This window comes from Nitratidesulfovibrio oxamicus, from assembly GCF_015731765.1.
Taxonomy (GTDB): Bacteria; Desulfobacterota; Desulfovibrionia; order Desulfovibrionales; family Desulfovibrionaceae; genus Cupidesulfovibrio; species Cupidesulfovibrio oxamicus.
In genome coordinates this window covers 1-14546 of the sequence record NZ_VRYY01000420.1, presented here as the reverse complement: position 1 = coordinate 14546, position 14546 = coordinate 1, and the positions used below count along the sequence as shown (strand labels likewise).

Annotated in this window: 8 protein-coding genes and 2 pseudogenes; 6 read left to right on the top strand and 4 right to left on the bottom strand. The window is 67.3% G+C overall.

What is annotated here, in order from left to right:
- From FVW20_RS13215 to FVW20_RS13195, 5 genes and pseudogenes are all read left to right on the top strand, one after another.
- A pseudogene (locus FVW20_RS13215) lies at positions 1 to 306 on the top strand (peptidase); the annotation flags it as partial.
- 3 nt (positions 307 to 309) lie between these two features.
- Entirely contained in the window at positions 310 to 1617 is a 1308-nt protein-coding gene (locus FVW20_RS13210) for a c-type cytochrome (RefSeq protein WP_196609979.1), read from the top strand.
- Between the two features lie 237 nt (positions 1618 to 1854).
- Positions 1855 to 3786 carry a cytochrome c3 family protein gene (locus FVW20_RS13205; protein WP_196609978.1) on the top strand — a complete coding sequence of 644 codons (1932 nt, stop codon included), beginning with the start codon at positions 1855 to 1857 and terminating at the stop codon, positions 3784 to 3786.
- Between the two features lie 331 nt (positions 3787 to 4117).
- Positions 4118 to 7150, top strand: a complete 3033-nt coding sequence (fdnG, locus tag FVW20_RS13200) for a formate dehydrogenase-N subunit alpha (protein ID WP_196609977.1) — start codon at positions 4118 to 4120, stop codon at positions 7148 to 7150.
- Between the two features lie 7 nt (positions 7151 to 7157).
- Positions 7158 to 7892: a 4Fe-4S dicluster domain-containing protein gene (locus FVW20_RS13195; protein WP_196609976.1), complete on the top strand. Its 735-nt coding sequence runs from the start codon at positions 7158 to 7160 to the stop codon at positions 7890 to 7892.
- Between the two features lie 116 nt (positions 7893 to 8008).
- Here the strand turns inward: FVW20_RS13195 and FVW20_RS13190 are convergent, their stop codons facing one another.
- The 4 genes and pseudogenes from FVW20_RS13190 to FVW20_RS13180 all read right to left on the bottom strand — a co-directional run.
- Positions 8009 to 8683, bottom strand: coding sequence for a class I SAM-dependent methyltransferase (locus FVW20_RS13190; protein WP_196609975.1), 675 nt, complete (start codon positions 8681 to 8683; stop codon positions 8009 to 8011).
- A gap of 27 nt (positions 8684 to 8710) precedes the next feature.
- Complete coding sequence (locus FVW20_RS13185; protein ID WP_196609974.1) at positions 8711 to 10144, bottom strand: sigma-54-dependent transcriptional regulator; 1434 nt, start codon at positions 10142 to 10144, stop codon at positions 8711 to 8713.
- Positions 10145 to 10154: 10 nt separating this feature from the next.
- The gene (locus FVW20_RS19780) at positions 10155 to 10457 is read right to left on the bottom strand and encodes a response regulator (RefSeq protein WP_231039098.1); all 303 of its coding nucleotides are present in this window, start codon (positions 10455 to 10457) and stop codon (positions 10155 to 10157) included.
- 203 nt (positions 10458 to 10660) lie between these two features.
- A pseudogene (locus tag FVW20_RS13180) lies at positions 10661 to 13576 on the bottom strand (PAS domain-containing protein); the annotation flags it as partial.
- Positions 13577 to 14129: 553 nt separating this feature from the next.
- On the opposite strand from FVW20_RS13180, the gene FVW20_RS13175 reads away from it, so the two are divergent.
- Positions 14130 to 14417, top strand: coding sequence for a phage regulatory CII family protein (locus FVW20_RS13175; protein ID WP_015946165.1), 288 nt, complete (start codon positions 14130 to 14132; stop codon positions 14415 to 14417).
- Positions 14418 to 14546 lie beyond the last annotated feature (129 nt).

Sequence of the window (14546 nt, the reverse complement as noted above, 5' to 3'; positions counted from 1 at the left end):
TTCGCGCTGGGGCTGGCGGGCACGGTGCTGGCCCTTGTGGCCGCCCGGCAGCGCCGGGTGTGGCTGGCCACCGGCGCCACCGTGGGCGTCATATTCCTGATGGCGGCCATGCGCGCCGTGCTGCGCGACGCCTGGCTGGCCCCGCACCTGGACGCCTCCATGGCCCGGGCGGCGGCGACCCCTGTGGTTCCCCCGATGGTCGGGCAGGACGGCGCGGCGGCGTTGTTCGTGGTGTCGCTGGTGGCGGGCATAGCTGCCGTATGGTGGCTGGTGGTCATCGCCCGCCGCAGCGGAAAGGAGGCGTAGGCCATGCAGTATCCGGTCTGGCAACTGCCGGTGAACGGCGGCCTGCTCATCGCGCTGATTTCGGTCATCCACGTGTTCGTGGCCCAGTTCGCCGTGGGGGGCGGGTTCTTTCTGGTCATGGCCGAACGCAAGGGCCACGCGGAAGGCAACAACGAGATATTGCAGTGGGTGAAGCGGCACAGCCGGTTCTTCGTGCTGCTCAGCATGGTTTTCGGCGGGGTGACCGGGGTGGGCATCTGGCTGATCATCTCGCTGGTCAGCCCTGCGGCCACCTCGCAACTGGTGCACCTGTTCGTGTACGGCTGGGCCACGGAGTGGGTGTTCTTCCTGGGCGAGATAGCGGCGCTGCTGGTGTACTACTACACCTTCCAGCGCTGCATCTCGGGCCGCATGAGCAAAAAGGACCACATGGCGACGGGCTGGCTGTACGCGCTGTTCGCCTTCCTGTCGCTGTTCATGATCAACGGCATCATCGGGTTCATGCTTACCCCCGGCGAATGGCTGCGCACCGGCAACTTCTGGGACGGGTTCTTCAACCCCACCTTCTGGCCCGCGCTGGTGTTCCGCTTTGCCCTGTGCCTGCTGCTGTCCGGCCTGTTCGCCATGATCACGGCACTGCGCATTCCCCACCCGGAAACGCGCGAGGCCATGGTCCGCTGGTCGGCCAAGTGGGTGTGCCTGCCGTTCATCGGGCTGCTGCTGGGCGCGGCATGGTACTTCGCGGCGTTGCCCCCGGCACAGCAGGCCATGATCCTGCGCCGCACCGACGACATCCGGCCCTTCGCCCTGGCCTGGCCGGTGGTGACGCCGCTGCTGTTCCTGGGCGGGCTGGCCTTTTTCGTGAAGGCAAGCGGCAGGGCGCGGGCCGTGCTGGCGGGCGTGGTGCTGCTGCTGGGCCTTGCCCAGGTGGGGGCCTTCGAGTGGGTGCGCGAGACGGGGCGCCGCCCGTGGGTCATCCACGGCTACATGTACTCCAACGGCATCCGCGCGGCGGACGTGGAGCGCATGCAGCGCGACGGCGCGCTGTCGCTGACCGCCTGGGCGGGCACGCGCCAGGTCACCGACGCCAACCGCCTGGACGTGGGGCGGTTCCTGTGGGCGCAGCAGTGTTCCAGCTGCCACGGCATGGGCAACCCCATGCTGGACATGGTGCCGCGCGCGGCCAGACGCGGTGTGGCCGGGCTGGAGGCGCAACTGGCCGGGCAGGGCAAGCTGTTGCCCTACATGCCGCCCTTCTGCGGCACCCCGGCGGAGCGCAACGCGCTGGCGACCTACATTGCCCACGAAGTGGAGCGACGACTTTCCAAATAATCCTTTCGTCCGTTGGCCTCGTCAAACTTCGCCTGCCATGGCGGTCGAATACGAGAAGAGTACGCGCTGCGGTCCCCATCCGTGACGCTCGAAGACCCGCATAGCGGCTGGGGCACTCCCTCATGGCAGACTCGTTTTCCTTGCCAATGAAAGAAAATCCTAATTTGGAACCAAAGTCTGGACCCCCGGACATGTATTTGTGAGCTTTCGGCAGCAACGACGCAGGGAGATGCGACGATGAACAAGACCGACAACCGCCTGACCGAGAACCTGTTCCGCGTGTGGCTGATCGTGGTGGCCGTGTTCGCGGTGGGATTTCTGGGCGCGCAACTGTTCGCGCCGTCCATGCGGCCCGCCGTCAAACCGGCGGGGCCGGGCCAGAATGTTTCCGGCCAGAACGCCACGGCTCCGCAGGGTGGGACCGTGGCCGACACAGGCTACGGGCAACTGGTCACCGACGTGCCCCCGTTCGACCCCGGCAAGGCCGGGCACGTGCTGGTGGCGTGGAGCAGGCAGGGCATGCAGCACGTCACCGACGCGGAACCCGCGTGGACCCTGCTGCCCCCCGGCTCCACCCTGCGGGCGCAACTGGTGCATCGCGGCCCCGGACCGCAGGCGGTGACCGAGGGGGCGACCCTGACCTGGCGGTTGGACGGCGAGACCAAACCCGTCGCCGCGCAGCCCGCCGCCGTGGCCGATTCCTCGCTCACCCCCGCCGGGCAGGCCGCCACCACGCCCTTCGCAAAATCCGGTGATGCCGCCGCGCAGGCGAAAGCCCCGCAGCTTTCGGGCGAACTGAAGCTGGTGGAAGGCACCACCCTGTACGAGGCCACGGGCATTCCCGTGCTGCCGTATGACGGCGCAGGGGGTCCCGGTGGTGGAAAGGGCGGGTTCAACCCGTACCCCACGGTGACCGTGGAGGCGCGCGATGCCACCGGCGCGTTGCTGGCCACCACCCGCTGCGTGCTGCCGGTGTCTACCGAGATGGGCTGCCGCAACTGTCACGGCGGCGAATGGAAGGTGGGCGGCGTGGCGGGCATTTCTCCGGCCACCGCCGCCGACGTGCTGGAAGTGCACGACCGCATCAACGGTACGGACCTGGCAAAACGGGCCAAGTCCGGCACCACCGTGGTCTGCCGGAGTTGTCATGAACCGCCGGACAAGGCCGACGCAGCCAAGCCCGGCGCAGCGCCATCCGGCAAGCCCGTGCCCCCCAACATGTCCGCCGCCATCCACGGCTGGCACGCCGCCTACATGGGCGGGCGCGGCGCGGATGCCTGCAATTCCTGCCATCCTTCCGCGCCCCAGGGGGCCACCCGGTTCTGGCGCGACTACCACGCGACCAAGGGCCTGGATTGCACCCGCTGCCACGGGGCCATGGAAGACCATGCCCTGTCCCTGCTGCGCAAGGAGCAGGAGGCGGGCAACCCAGCCGCCGAGCGGCTGATGGCGGCCATCACCCCCGTGGCGGTCAAGGATGCGAAAGACATCGCCCCGCGCACCCCGTGGGTGAACCTGCCCGACTGCGCGGGTTGCCACGACTTTGCCGAAAAGCCCAGGTCGGCCACCGCCAGCGCGTTCAACAAGTGGACCGCCGATGCCGCCGGGCTGTACGCCGAACGCACCGACGACACCACCATGCTGCGCTGCCCGGCCTGCCACGGTGCGCCGCACGCGGTGTACCCGGCGCGCAATCCGCTGGGGCGCGACCGCGACAACATCCCCCCCGTGCAGTACCAGCAGTACGCCCGCGCCATGGGTGCTTCCGGCAACTGCTTCGTCTGCCATGGCGAGACGCCGGAATTCTCGGTGCACCATCCCCTGGTGGAACGCAAGACGGTCACCGTCACCGTGCCGCAGGGCGCGAAGCTGACCAAGCCGCGCGTGCCATTCCCTCACGAGGCGCACACCCTCAGCGTGGATTGCGGCACCTGCCATCACAAGGGGTACGTGGACGGCGGCCCCATGAAGTGCGCCAGCAAGGACTGCCACGACGTGGTGGTGGACGCCGAAACCGGCACTCCCAAGGACCGCGGGAACCCACGCTACTTCCGCAACGCCTTCCATGGTGAAGGGCCCAGCTGCAACGCCTGCCACGCCAGGCTGCTCGCTGCGGGCAAGGCGGCGGGGCCTACGGAATGCCGCGACTGCCACAAGGTGAAATCGTAGCCGCCGAGGTCTTTTCGTCCCCTGCAGGGCAGGGGGCGGAAATCCTTGCGGTGTACGCGACACGCATTGCCTGAACGCATCACAGCATCCCGTCGGGGCGTGCGGCATCAGCCGCGCGCCCCGGTTGTTTCCGGCGTCCGCACGCGTCACCATTCTGTCAGGATAGGCATATATAGCTGATAACATGAAGGAAAAGCTCTTCCAATATCTGCATGGTGTGGTATGCATGAAATGCTGGGCGTCAGCTTGCACGGGGCGGCATGCCGTTTCCCGCCCGCGCCCGGCGCGCACCTTCCGCGCGTAACCCGCATCTTTCGTCAGGAGGCACACCATGAAAATGAACCGGCGGGGCTTCATCAAGCTCGCTGCCACGGGCACCGTGGCCGCCGCGTTCGGGGGGCTGGGCATCAGCCTTGCCCCGGTCGCGGTTCATGCCGAAGGGTTGGCCATCGACAAGGCCACCCTGACCACGTCCGTCTGCTGCTACTGCGCCGTGGGCTGCGGCCTGCTGGTCTGGACCGACCCCGCAACCGGACGCACCATCAACATCGAAGGCAACCCGGATCACCCCACCAACGAAGGCACCCTGTGCCCCAAGGGGTCGTCCATCTGGCAGACCACGGAGCAGAGCCAGCGCATTACCAAGGTGCTGTACCGCGCCCCCGGCAGCGACAAGTGGGAGGAAAAGTCGTGGGACTGGGCGCTGCCGCGCATCGCACGCAAGATCAAGGACACCCGCGACGCCTCGTTCGAGGCCCTCAACGACAAGGGGCAGCCGGTCAATCGCACCCGCGCCATGGCCTCCGTCGGGTCCGCAGCCATCGACAACGAGGAGGGCTGGCTGCTGCAAGCCATGCACCGCTCCCTCGGCCTGGTGTACCTGGAGAGCCACGCCCGCATCTGACACAGTTCCACTGTGGGGGCTCTGGCAGAGTCCTACGGACGCGGCGCGATGACGAATCACTGGATCGACCTCAAGAACAGCGACGTGTTGCTGATCATGGGCAGCAACGCGGCGGAAAACCATCCCATCTCGTTCAAGTGGGTCACCCGCGCCCAGCAGCGCGGGGCAACGCTGATCCACGTGGACCCGCGCTTCACGCGCACCTCGGCCAAGGCCGACGTGTACGCGCCCATCCGCTCGGGCACGGACCTGGTGTTCTTTGGCGGGCTGATCAAGCACATCCTGGATAACGAGCTGTATTTCAAACAGTACGTGGCGGACTACACCAACGCCTCGTACCTTGTGGGGCCGGACTACGACTTCAAGGACGGCCTGTTCTCCGGCTTCAACCCGCAGACGGCCAGCTACGACCGCAAGAAGTGGAATTTCGTCACCGACGACAAGGGCGTGACCCTGAAGGACCCCACCCTGAAGGATCCGCGTTGCGTCTTGCAGGTCATGCGCCGCCACTATGCCCGCTACGACCTGAAGACCGTGGTGAATGTCACCGGCATGCCCGAGGACAAGGTGCTGGCGGTGTGGAATGCCTTCGCGTCCACCGGCAAGCCGGACAAGGCGGGCACCATCCTGTACGCCATGGGCCAGTGCCAGCACACCGTGGGCGTGCAGAACATCCGCGCCCTGTCCATGATCCAGATGCTGCTGGGCAACATCGGCATCGCGGGCGGCGGGGTCAACGCGCTGCGCGGCGAATCCAACGTGCAGGGCACCACGGACATCGCCCTCTTGTGCGACAACCTGCCCGGCTACCTGCCCATTCCCCGGGCCATCTGGGCCGACTACGACGCCTACGTGAAGGCGGGCACCCCGGTCACGGCGGATCCGCAAAGCGCCAACTGGTGGTCCAACCTGGACAAGTACGCGGCGTCCCTGCTGAAAGCCATGTACCCCACGGCGGATCACAAGGAAGCGTACACCTGGCTGCCCAAGATCGACGACACCAAGGTTGTGGAATACTCTTGGCTGTCGCTGTTCGAGCGCATGTACAACGGCGGCTTCAAGGGCGCATTCGTGTGGGGGCAGAACCCCTGCGCGGGCGGGGCCAACGCGGGCAAGAACCGCAAGGCCATGGCCAAGCTGGACTGGGCGGTGATGGTCAACCTGTTCGAGAACGAGACCTCGCTGTTCTGGAAGGGCCCGGGCGTGAACCCCAAGGACGTGAAGACCGAGGTGTTCTTTCTGCCCGCGTGCATGAGCGTGGAAAAGGACGGCTCGGTGGCCAACTCCGGCCGCTGGCTGCAATGGCGCGAAAAGAGCGCCAGGTTCATGGGCGATTCCATGAGCGACGGCGACATCGTAATCCGGCTGTTCGAGGAAGTGCGCAAGCTGTACAAGGCAGAGGGCGGCAAGCATCCGGAGCCCATCCTGAACCTGGATACCGCCTACCTGAAGGACGGGGCGTACGACGCCAGCGCGCTGGCCAGGCGGCTCAACGGTACCTTCATGAAGGACGTGACCATCGCGGGCAAGGAATGGAAGGCGGGTCAGCAGGTGCCCGGATTCGCCGCGTTGCAGGCCGACGGCTCCACCGCCTGTGGCTGCTGGATATTCTCCGGTTGCTACACCGAGCAGGGCAACATGATGGCCCGGCACGACCGCACCCAGACCCCGGAACAGGCGGCCATCGGCCTGTTCCCCAACTGGTCGTACGCCTGGCCCGCCAACCGGCGCATTCTGTACAACCGCGCCGGGGTGGACCAGACGGGCAAGCCCTTCGACCCCAAGCGGGCGGTCATTGCCTGGAACGGCGAAAAGTGGATGGGCGACGTGCCCGACGGCGGATGGAAGCCCGGCGAGAAGCTGCCGTTCATCATGGTGCGCGAAGGGCGCGGCCAACTGTTCGGACCGGGGCGCGTGGATGGCCCCCTGCCGGAACACTACGAACCCTTCGAAAGCCCGCTGGCGGGCAACCCCCTGTCGCCGCAGCGGGTAAACCCCACGGCCCTGCACTTCGCCCACGAGGAAAAGGCCGTGCGCGACCCGCGCTTCCCCTACGTGTGCACCACCTACCGGGTGACCGAGCAGTGGCAGTCCGGCACCATGACCCGCAAGACCGCGTGGCTGAAGGAAATGCAGCCCGACGGCTTCTGCGAGATGAGCCGCGAACTGGCGGCGCAACTGGGCGTGCAGAACGGCGACCAGGTGGTGCTGGAATCGGTGCGTGGCAAGGTGCAGGTGGTGGCCATCGTCACCCCGCGCCTGAAGCCGTTCACCGTCATGGGAGAAACCGTGCACCAGGTGGGCATTCCCTGGCAGTTCGGCTGGGGCCAGAAGAAGAACGCCACGTTCGATTCGGCCAACCTGCTGTCGCCTTCGGTGGGCGATCCCAATACCGGGATTCCCGAAACCAAGGTCTTCATGGTCAACGTCCGCAAGGTCCAGCCCGGGAAGCAAGGGTAGGTGAGTCATGAGCGAGAACAAGGGCAAGACCTTCTTCATCGACCAGACCCGCTGCACCGCCTGCCGGGGCTGCCAAGCCGCGTGCAAGCAGTGGAAGAAGCTGGCCGCCGACGAAACGGTGAACACCGGAAGCTACCAGAACCCGCCGGACCTCAACGGGCACACCTTCAAGCTGGTGCGCTTCAACGAGGTGGAGGTGGACGGAAAGCTGAAGTGGGTGTTCTTTCCCGAACAATGCCGCCACTGTCTGGAACCGCCGTGCAAGATGATGGCGGACGCCTTCATCCCCGGGGCCATCATCCAGGACGAGGCCACCGGCGCGGTGCTCTACACGGAAAAGACGAAGGAACTGGACTACCAGACCATCCGCGAGGCCTGCCCCTACGACATCCCCCGCAAGGAGGAAACGACCGGGCTGCTCACCAAGTGCAACATGTGCATCGACAGGGTGCGCGCGGGCATGCTGCCCGCCTGCGTCAAGACCTGCCCCACGTACACCATGCACTTCGGTGACCGCGACGAGATGCTGGCCATTGCCCGCGCACGGCTGGCCGAGGTGCAGAAGACATCCCCGGCGGCCCTGCTGGCCGATTCCGACCTGGTCCGGGTACTGTACCTGTGCGAGGTGCACCCCAGCCACTACCACCATCACATGGTGGCGGACGCGGGCGGCGCAACGGACCGCATCGGCCCGTTCAGCCGTCGGGCGCTGCTGGCCATGCGGCCATTGCGGATGGGGTAGGACCATGCCCGGAGCGGCGGCGACATCCGCTGCCTTCGGCGAATGCAGGCAAGACAGACGGGCCGCCCGCGCGATGCGGGCGGCCCGTTGCTTGTTCCGGCGGCGGATTGCGGGGCCTACCCCGCCTTGCGCGCAACGAAGGCGCAACGCCCCTTGTCCTGCCCGTCCGTCGGCAGGTTCATGAATTCATTCAGCAGGATATCGCAGGAAAGGCCGCGCAGCATGTCTGCCACCCGCTCCGGCGGGTGCGAGTCGTAAAAGAATTCCCGACCGAACATGGTGTCGGTGAAGGCCGGGTGGGCGGACCCGCCGACGGTGAGCATCAGCCTTCCGCCGGGGTACAGGGCCCGCACGGCCCCGGCCAGGATGTCCGCGTGGCGCGCGCGGGGGATGTGGAACAGGCAGTCCCACAGGATGACGGCGTGACAGGCCATGTCGAAGGGGTAGGCTTCCAGCGTCGTGACCAGCCACCGGGCCTGCGGAAAGTGCTGGCGGGCCAGTTCGATCATGGCCGGGGACTGGTCGATGCCCAGCACGTCGCAGCCTCGATGCAGCACGTACTCGGCCATGGGACGCCCGGTTCCGCAGCCAGCGTCCAGCACCAACGGGCGTGCCGCATGCTCATGGCCGGTGCCGGACACGGCTGGGGCGATCCCTTCCAGCAGCAGGTCCAGGTATACTTGCTCGCGGCCATAAAAGGCATGGCGCGCCGTGTTCCACTGCGGGGCCACGGCGTCGTAGGATGTCAGGTTCAGCGTGTCGGGGGGATGCGGTGCGGTGTGGCGCGGCATGCCGGACGGGGGACAGGGGGCCATCTGCTAGCGCAGCTTGCGCAGCAGCCGGTAGAATTGCGCGCGCGAAAGCCCCGAAAGCTGTTGGGCCTTGACCATGTCGCCGCCCGCGTAGGCCAGCAGGTTCTGGAAATAGTCCACGGCGGCGCGTTCCAGCGCCACGTCGCGGTAGGTCATCCAGGTGGGGATGGAGAGCCCCGCCAGGGGCAGGTCCTGCGAAGCGACCTCGGCGTGGTCTCCGGATGTCATGTGGCCCGTGTGGTCGGCGCGCATGCCTTCGGCGGTGGCGCGCAGATGACGGACCCGGATGTGTTCCGGCAGGTGCGCAGGGTACAGGGTGCGCACGCCGTCCGCGAAGGCGATCATGGTTTCCATGGTGTTGCGCAACTCGCGCACGTTGCCCGGCCAGTGCTGGGCGCCAAGGGCCCGCAGCAGTTCCTGGGTCAGGATGCGCGAGGGCAGGTTGTTGCGTTCGCAGTACTGGTGCACGAAATGTTCGGCCAGGGGGCGCAGGTCGTCCTCTCGCTGGCGCAGGGGGGGCAGGGCGATGTGCATGGACCGCACCCGGTACAACAGATCCTCGCGAAATTCGCCCCGTCGTACCATCAGTTGCAGGTCGCGGTTGGTGGCGGCCAGCAGCCGGAAGTCGCCTTCCACTTCCTGCCTGCCGCCCACGGGGCGGAAGCGCCGCTCCTGCAACGCGCGCAGGAAAGTCTTTTGCAGGTTGGGCGATAGTTCGCCGATCTCATCCAGAAACAGCGTGCCGCCCGAGGCCTGACGGATCAGCCCTTCGGCGTCGCGGTCGGCCCCGGTGAAGGCCCCGCGCACATGGCCGAACAACACGCTTTCGGCCAGGTTTTCCGGCAGGGCGGCGCAGTCCACCACCACAAAGGGGCGTCCGGCCCGGTCGCTGTTCTCGTGGATGGCCCGCGAGGCCAGTTCCTTGCCGGTGCCCGTCTCGCCGGTGATAAGCACCGGCACGTCGCTGCGCGCCGCCTTGGCCACCAGGTCCAGACAATCCATGAAGGCGGGGCTGGTGCCCACGAGCCCAGCGGGGTTGAACGGCCGCCCCTGCTGGGCGGTACGGGCCAGCTTTTCGTTGCGGAATTCCAGTGCCCGCAGGATGGCCAGGCGGATGGCGCTGACCGGCGCGCCCTTGGTGATGTAGTCCCACGCGCCGTTGCGCACGGCCATTTCTGCGGACTGCTCTGCATCCGCGCCGGTGATGATGATCACCTCGGGCCGGGGGGGTGATGCCACGAACCGGGGCAGCGCCTCCAGCCCGTTGCCGTCGGGCATCATCACGTCCAGCAGCACCACGTCGCCGAAACCCGCGTCCGCATGGGCCAGTCCGTCGGCCAGCGAAGCGGCGCGCAACGGGACGTGGCCCATGTCCTCGGCAAGGTCGGCCAGGGTTTCCGCCACCAGCGGATCGTCGTCTATGATGAGGATTTCAGGCATCTCTATAGCTTTACGACTTTTGCACCAAGAAAAGCAAGTGATTCCGTAATTCATCGGTAGTGAACGGCTTCGTGATAAGGAAAAGGCCGGAATTTTCAAGTTCTTCCGGTGGGATGTCGCATTCGTTGCCGGTGCACAGCACCAGCGGCAGCGCAAACCCGTGCGCGCGGATGGCCCGGGCCAGTTCCGGGCCGGAACTGCCGGGCATGCGCAGGTCCAGCAGGGCCACGTCGTAGCGGCCCGCCGCCAGCAGCCGCAAGGCGTCTTCCGCATCGTTGGTGCCCGTCGAGCGGTGGCCGAGGGCATGCAGCATTTCCGCCACGGACTGGCGGAAGTCGTGCTCGTCGTCCACCACCAGTACATGCAGTGGGCGTTCCTGCGGCATGTCTGGTTCGTGTTCCGGCACGGCGACTGCGGGGGCGGCCCCTGCGCCCGTCGTGTCCGGCATGTCGGCAAGGGGCAGCAGTACGTCGAAGCGCGCCCCTGATCCGGCAGGGAGCGGGCGCGCACCGTGCCGCCATGCTTGCGGATGATGCCGTGCACCATGCTGAGCCCAAGGCCCGATCCCATGCCCTGCGGCTTGGTGGTGAAGAACGGTTCGAATACCCGTTCCAGTTGGGCGGCTGTAATGCCATGGCCGGAATCGGCCACCGAAAGGCACACGTACAGTCCGGGCGACAATTCCGGGTAGCCGCGCAGCACCTCGTCGCCGCCAAGGTTCAGCGTTTCCAGGGAAACGTCCAGCACGCCGCCGTCGGGCATGGCATGCACGGCATTGGTGCACAGGTTCAGCAACACCTGGTGGATCTGGGTGTTATCGGCATGTACCGGCAACGGGGAGGCAGGCAGCAGGGTGCGCAGGGTGACGCTGGCCGGGATGGACGGTTTGACCAGTTGCAGGGCGTCGGCCACGGTGCGGCACAGGTCCAGGGTGACGTAGGGTTCGTCCGCCGGACGACCGAAGGTCAGCAACTGGCGCACCACGTCGCGCGCCCGCAATGCGGCGCGCAGGATGCGGTCGGCACGGGTGGCGGCCCTGCCGGTAAGCCCCGTGTCGCGCAGCATCTCGATATTGCTCAGGATTACGCCAATGATGTTGTTGAAATCGTGGGCAATGCCCCCGGCCAGGGTGCCCACGGCCTCCATCTTCTGGGCCTGGCGCAACTGTCGCTCCAGGGCGACCTCGTGGGCCACGTCCTCTGCCAGCCAGGCCACCCGGTGCACGCGGCCCTTCTCGTCGGTGATGGGGTACAGGGAGTGGTCGAAAATGTGGATGTCCCGCGCGTCCCGGAACGTGGCCGGGGTTGCGGTGGTTACCACGCTGGTCAGCACATCGTGACGCCTGCTGCGCAGGTCTTCGGGAAAGTAGTCACCCAGCGTGCGGCCCAGCATGGCCTCCGGGGTGGAGCCCAGTCGCCCGGCACCGGTGGCGTTGCAGGCCAGCACCCGGCCTGAAGGATCAAGCAGGAAGGCGCTGAGTCGCGGGGCGTTGAGCAGGGCGCGCAGGTTGGCCTCGCTCTCGCGCAGCGACTGCTGCTGCACGATCCGGGCAAAGGCGCTGCCGCCCTGTGCGGCCACGGCTTCCACATGGTGGCGGGCCGCCTTGTGCATGGGGGCGGGACCGCGCGTACCCGCCAGCAGGCAGGCCACGGGCCGGCCCGCGTGCACCACGGGCAGCAGGTGGGCGCAGCAGATGGACGAGGCAACGGCCAGCGCGTCCAACTCCTTGTCACCGGTAAGCGTGCAACTCGAGCCTTGTTCCGGCGGTATTTCGGGCACGGGGCGGCCCGCCTCCATCAGGCGCGAGGCAGGCGTGCCGGAGGGCAGGCGGCGTACCCTGGCCAGCGCCGCCTGATCGAAGCCGTGCGCCGCCACCAGCCGCCATTCGTGCCGTGCCTCTTCGTCCGGAAGTTCCACGCGCAGCCATGCCGCGCCCGCGTCCACGCTTTCGGCGCGCAGGGCGGTGCGCAGGCACAGCCCCAGGCAGTCCTCCACCGTGGTGGTGATGCCGAGCGCCAGCAGCAGGTCGCGTTGCAGGCGCAGCAATTCGTCGCGCTGACGCTGCTCGGTGACGTCCTGGACCATGCCGTGCATCATCACCGGCGCCCTGTGCCCCGTGCGCGCCGGGGTGTCGAAAGTTACCTGTTGCCGGGCGTGACGATACTGCCCCGAGGGGCCCAGGTAGCGGTATTCAACGAGGGTGTCGGCCCGATGGTGCATGGCGTGATGCAGTTGCCTGGCCGTCCGCGTCCTGTCTTCCGGGTGGATGCATTCGAAGAACCGCGCGAACGAAGGAGCCTCTGCCGTCACGGGAAAACCGAACATCCGGAACAGGTTGTCCGACCATTGGCCCTGACCGGTTTCCAGGTCGCGCCAGTAGCTGCCCAGCAGCCCGATGCGCTCGCCGTGCTCCAGCAGGTCGCGGCTGCGGCGCAGGGCCAGTTCGGCCCGGCGGCGTTCGGCCACTTCGTGCCGCAGCAACTGGTTGGCGCGACGCAACTGGGCGGTACGCTTGCGGATGCGGTTGTCCAGGCCGCGCAGGGCCCGACGCGTGACTTCTGCGGTGCGGGCAGCCTGCAACAGGTGCGCGGCGGTATGGGCAAGCCCTTCCAGTTGCATGTCGGTGATGGGGTCCAGCGCGGGCAGGTGCACGCCCAGTACCCCGCCGGAAACGCCCTGGTCCAGACGGATGGCGTAGGCGGTGAACATGCCGCAGTCGCAGGACAGGGGCGCATCGGCTTCCGGCGTGGCATGCAGCACCGGGCGTCGGGTGCTGGCCGAGGCGGCGCGGCCTACCGGACCGTGCCGGAAGGGAATGCGGATGATGCGCGGGTCGGGATGGGACTGTCCCGCCGGGGCTGGCTGGTTGCAGTGCGAGGCCGGTTCTTCCACCACCATGTGCAGGCAGGCCGGAGGGGTGCGTGGCGCAGTGGGGCATGGCGCTCCGGCGTGGGGGCATTGGCCGCAGCGGTCGCCCTGCCGGGCCAGCCAGATGCGGCAGGACCCGGCACCGAAGATGGACAGGATCTCCCGCGCCAGCAGGCGCAGCTTTTCCTCCGGCGCGCCACTGTGGATGAGCGCGGCACGCAGATCGTTGAGCCGCTGCACTCTTTCCACGCGCTGCATGGAATCGTGCAGGGACGATACGTCGTGCACCACCGAATGCAGCAGGGTTCGACCGTTCAGCCACACCGGACCGCTGTGCACCTCCACCTCTCGCTCCAGGCCCGACGCAGCCCGGTGGCGGAACCGGAAGGCCGTGCGTTCGCGGCGGAAGGCTTCTGCCATGCGCGCGGCAATCTCGTGTTGGGCCAGGGTGTTGATGGCGGATAAGGGCATGCCTGCCATGCGCTCGCGCGGGTGACCGTAGAAGCGGCAGGCGGCGGGGTTGGCGTCCACGATGGCGCCGTTTTCCGGGTCCACCAGCAGCATGGGGGCCACACTGTGCTCGAAGAGTGGAAGGGGATCATCCCGCCGGTCGATGGGCATCCTTCCGGAATCGGCCTGGCTGCCCGGAGGAGGAAGGGCCTCGGGAGCCGTGGTGGGGGCCGCATCGGGCGAGGGCGCCTGTTCAGCCTGGCGGGCCTGCTCGGCCTGGTGGGCCAGATGCGCCTGACGAGCCTGACGGGACTGATGAGGCATGGGGGAGAGGAACCTCGCGGATGGCCGGGGTGTCTGCCCGGCGCCCTTTCCCGTGCCCGCCCGGAGTCGGCTGCCGCCGGGCACGACCGGCATGCCTGGCGGCTCGGCAGGGACTAGGGGTTGTCTCACCTGATGACATGCAGTCTCATTTCACGAGACGCGAATCTCATCTCTGGATACAGGGTTAGAGATAGCCTTCCCGGCCAAAAAGGGCAACCCCAGCGGAAACAGTGAGTTGCAGAAACAGAAAGCACGTGGAATGTCCGCTTGCTCCGACCGCTTGCCCGGCATGATTCTTGATATTCCCCCGACAGGCTGGCCGATGATGGCCGCAGGAGGGAACATGTCGGAGAAGTGGATCACCAGAATGGTGCAGGGGGCGGTGCTCAGCAGCAGAAGCCAGGCGCGCGAAGTGGCGCGCACCATCGGCAAGCCCTATCCCACCCTGATGCGCGAACTGAACCCGTTCGACCTTGGGGCAAAGCTGGGCGTGGAAACGTTTTTCCAGATACTGCGCACTACCCGCGACGTGACGCCGCTGGAACAGATAGCACAGGAACTGGGCTACCGGCTGGCTCCGGTGGATGGCGGCGAGGAGGACCCCGGCCACGGGGCGCACCCCGGGCGGTAGGCATGCCGTCCTGGGGGTACGATACGGCGCCGGGGTGGCGGCGACGCAGCAGTTGGCCCGGTCCGGCCCGCCATGCGGGCATGACGATGCGGTTGGCGCTGCGTGCGCTGGCCGAGATCGGAAGAGCAC

Excerpts from the sequence above, each read along its gene's own strand:
- FVW20_RS13210 (WP_196609979.1), top strand. The coding sequence starts at position 310 with ATGCAGTATCCGGTCTGGCAACTGCCGGTGAACGGCGGCCTGCTCATC.
- FVW20_RS13205 (WP_196609978.1), top strand. The coding sequence starts at position 1,855 with ATGAACAAGACCGACAACCGCCTGACCGAGAACCTGTTCCGCGTGTGG.
- FVW20_RS13195 (WP_196609976.1), top strand. The coding sequence starts at position 7,158 with ATGAGCGAGAACAAGGGCAAGACCTTCTTCATCGACCAGACCCGCTGC.
- FVW20_RS13190 (WP_196609975.1), bottom strand. The coding sequence starts at position 8,683 with ATGCCGCGCCACACCGCACCGCATCCCCCCGACACGCTGAACCTGACA.
- FVW20_RS13185 (WP_196609974.1), bottom strand. The coding sequence starts at position 10,144 with ATGCCTGAAATCCTCATCATAGACGACGATCCGCTGGTGGCGGAAACC.
- FVW20_RS19780 (WP_231039098.1), bottom strand. The coding sequence starts at position 10,457 with ATGCTGCATGCCCTCGGCCACCGCTCGACGGGCACCAACGATGCGGAA.
- FVW20_RS13175 (WP_015946165.1), top strand. The coding sequence starts at position 14,130 with ATGTCGGAGAAGTGGATCACCAGAATGGTGCAGGGGGCGGTGCTCAGC.